Source organism: Aquitalea sp. S1-19 (genome assembly GCF_024343515.1).
The window spans coordinates 1-2386 of the sequence record NZ_RJTZ01000230.1; the positions used below are offsets into that span (position 1 = coordinate 1).

The window sequence follows — 2386 nt, forward strand, 5'->3', positions numbered from 1 at the left end:
GTGTACCCACAGTTCGCCAACGGTATCGAAGTGACCGAAGACGTGTTCGAAAGCCACGCTAACGTCGCCTTCGAGCAGGCGGAAAACCGCATGCACACCATCAAGGCCGTCATGGTTGCAACGCTGGGCGATCAGTAAACAGGCTGCCCCCTAAGCTGCCGGCGGCGGCATTCCGACCATGTACCAGGGCGACAAGCTGGTTGGCGTGGAAGCCGTGATCGACAAGGATCTGACCTCCGCCCTGCTGGCGCGTGAAGTGGATGCAGACTACTTCGTGATCGCGACCGACGTGTCGACCGTATTTGTCGGCTGGGGAACGCCAGAAGCGAAAGCCATCAAGCACGCACATCCGGACGAAATGGAAAAGCTGGGCTTTGCTGCCGGCTCCATGGGCCCGAAAGTGGAAGCGGCTTGCGAATTCGCCCGTCTGACCGGCAAGAAAGCCGTGATCGGCGCGCTGCAGGACATCGAGAAGATCGTTAAAGGCGAAGCCGGTACCGTGATCTCGACCGAAAAAGCCGGTATCGAGTGGTACTGATCATTTCCGGGCGGATCTAGCCAAAGCCAGCCTTACCGGCTGGCTTCTTTACCAAGGCTGCGGCCTGAAGCTTGCGTTAAACCATAAAAAAGGCCGGCCCAAAGGGCCGGCTTTTTTCTCTGACGGGCACATCACTCATTCTGCCGGCTACGATATTCGCCCGGCGTCATACCCCGATGGCGCTTGAAAGTCATGGCCAGATGCGAGGCTGAGTTAAAGGCCAGACGGTCGGCAATTTCCTGTATCGGCAAGCGCGTGGCAAACAGCAAATACTCTGCCGCCTCCATTTTCTTGTCGATCAGATAGGCATGAAATGGCTTGCCAAAGAAGCGCTTGAAGAAGCGGCTGAAACTGGACTCGGACATATGGACCAGACTTGCCGCATGCGCAATATCCAGCGGCTCAGACAGGTGCTCGCGGATGTATTCGCTGATGGTCAGACACAGCTGGATATCCCGCTGTTCGACCGGATGATTCTGCTCCGAAGCCAAAGGGTGCCATTCACGCGCCGTACTGAGCGTATGCAGTATCTGCAGGATGGAAATCAGATACTCCATACGAAAGCTATTGCGGATCATGAAAAAATCACGCCGCGCATGCATGGCGGTGCCGCCGTGAAACAGCAGGCCGGCAAAACCATGGCGCAACAGATCCTGGATAGGCGTGAGATAGTGCGAGTTGAAAAATTCCGGCCCCAGGCGGGCCAGATTGATAGCCAGCGAATCCCAGCGCGCGTCGGCGGTACGAACCGTCACATGATGCCGGACGAAAGGCGAGATAAATAACACGGCATCCGCAGCCAGCTCGACCGGCTCTGCCGTTCCGATCGCGACCAGCACGCCTTCGCTACGGGGAAACACCAGCTGGCTATAGGGGTGAAAATGCGGCGCACTGTCCTGCTGCTGTTGCAGTTTGTCAAACAGGGTAAAGTCGAGGCGGTTGTCAAAAGCGTAATCCACACAGGCTCCCAAGCATTCGGCTTGCCGGCCATCATCCGGCAAGCCGGCCTCCCTGCCAACGTGGATAGTACATACTCTTGATACAGAACAAATAGTCAGGCTATTGCGCTGCCAGCGTCAGTACCACCGGCGTGTGATCGGACGGACGCTCCCATTTGCGCGGGGCCTTGTCGATGTCGCAAGCCAGCGCCCGCGCCTTAAGCGAATCACTGATCAGGATGTGGTCGATACGCACCCCAAGATTGCGGCGGAACATCATCGCGCGGTAGTCCCACCAGCTGTACTGCTTGTCGTCCTGATTAAACAGACGGAAAGAATCGGACAGGCCAAGCGCAATCAGGCGGAAGAAGGCGGCGCGCTCGGGTTCCGAGCACAAGACCTTGCCCTGCCAAGCCTCGGGGTCATATACATCGCGGTCGTCGGGTGCGATATTGTAGTCACCCAGCAAGGCGAAATCGGTATGTGCAGCCACTTCGCTTGCCACATAGCCTTCCAGTGCCGCGAGCCAGGCAAGCTTGTACGGATACTTTTCCGAGTCGACCGCCTCGCCGTTGACGAAGTAGGCACACATCACGCGCACCCCGCCTACCGTGGCGGTGATCACCCGGCGCTGTACATCGTCGTAACCGGGAATACCGCTGACCACATCGCTTAAGGTCAAAGGGCTGCGCACCAGAATCGCCACGCCGTTATACGTTTTTTGTCCCAGCCAGGCTGCGCGGTAACCGGCCGCTTCAATCTCTTCCTGCGGAAACTTGTCCTGATCCAGCTTCAGCTCCTGCAGGCACAAGACATCGACCGGATTATCCTGCAGCCATTGCAAGACTTGTGGCAGGCGCACCTTGAGGGAGTTGACATTCCAGGTAGCCAATTTCATCAATAAACCCAA

General features: G+C 57.4%; 3 protein-coding genes and 1 pseudogene. 2 read left to right on the forward strand and 2 right to left on the reverse strand.

Going from position 1 to position 2386, the window contains the following annotated elements; all coding sequences use genetic code 11:
• Positions 1 to 138, forward strand: a pseudogene (locus EGI20_RS17585) (ornithine carbamoyltransferase); the annotation flags it as partial.
• A 40-nt stretch (positions 139 to 178) separates the two neighbouring features.
• Entirely contained in the window at positions 179 to 538 is a 360-nt protein-coding gene (locus EGI20_RS17590; RefSeq protein ID WP_498633015.1) for an amino acid kinase family protein, read from the forward strand.
• Between the two features lie 131 nt (positions 539 to 669).
• On the opposite strand, the gene EGI20_RS17595 is transcribed toward EGI20_RS17590, so the two are convergent.
• Together EGI20_RS17595 and xth are read right to left on the reverse strand one after the other, a co-directional pair.
• Positions 670 to 1497: an AraC family transcriptional regulator gene (locus EGI20_RS17595; RefSeq protein ID WP_498633016.1), complete on the reverse strand. Its 828-nt coding sequence runs from the start codon at positions 1495 to 1497 to the stop codon at positions 670 to 672.
• Positions 1498 to 1597: 100 nt separating this feature from the next.
• Complete coding sequence (gene xth, locus EGI20_RS17600) at positions 1598 to 2374, reverse strand: exodeoxyribonuclease III (RefSeq protein ID WP_498632447.1); 777 nt, start codon at positions 2372 to 2374, stop codon at positions 1598 to 1600.
• Positions 2375 to 2386: the final 12 nt, after the last annotated feature.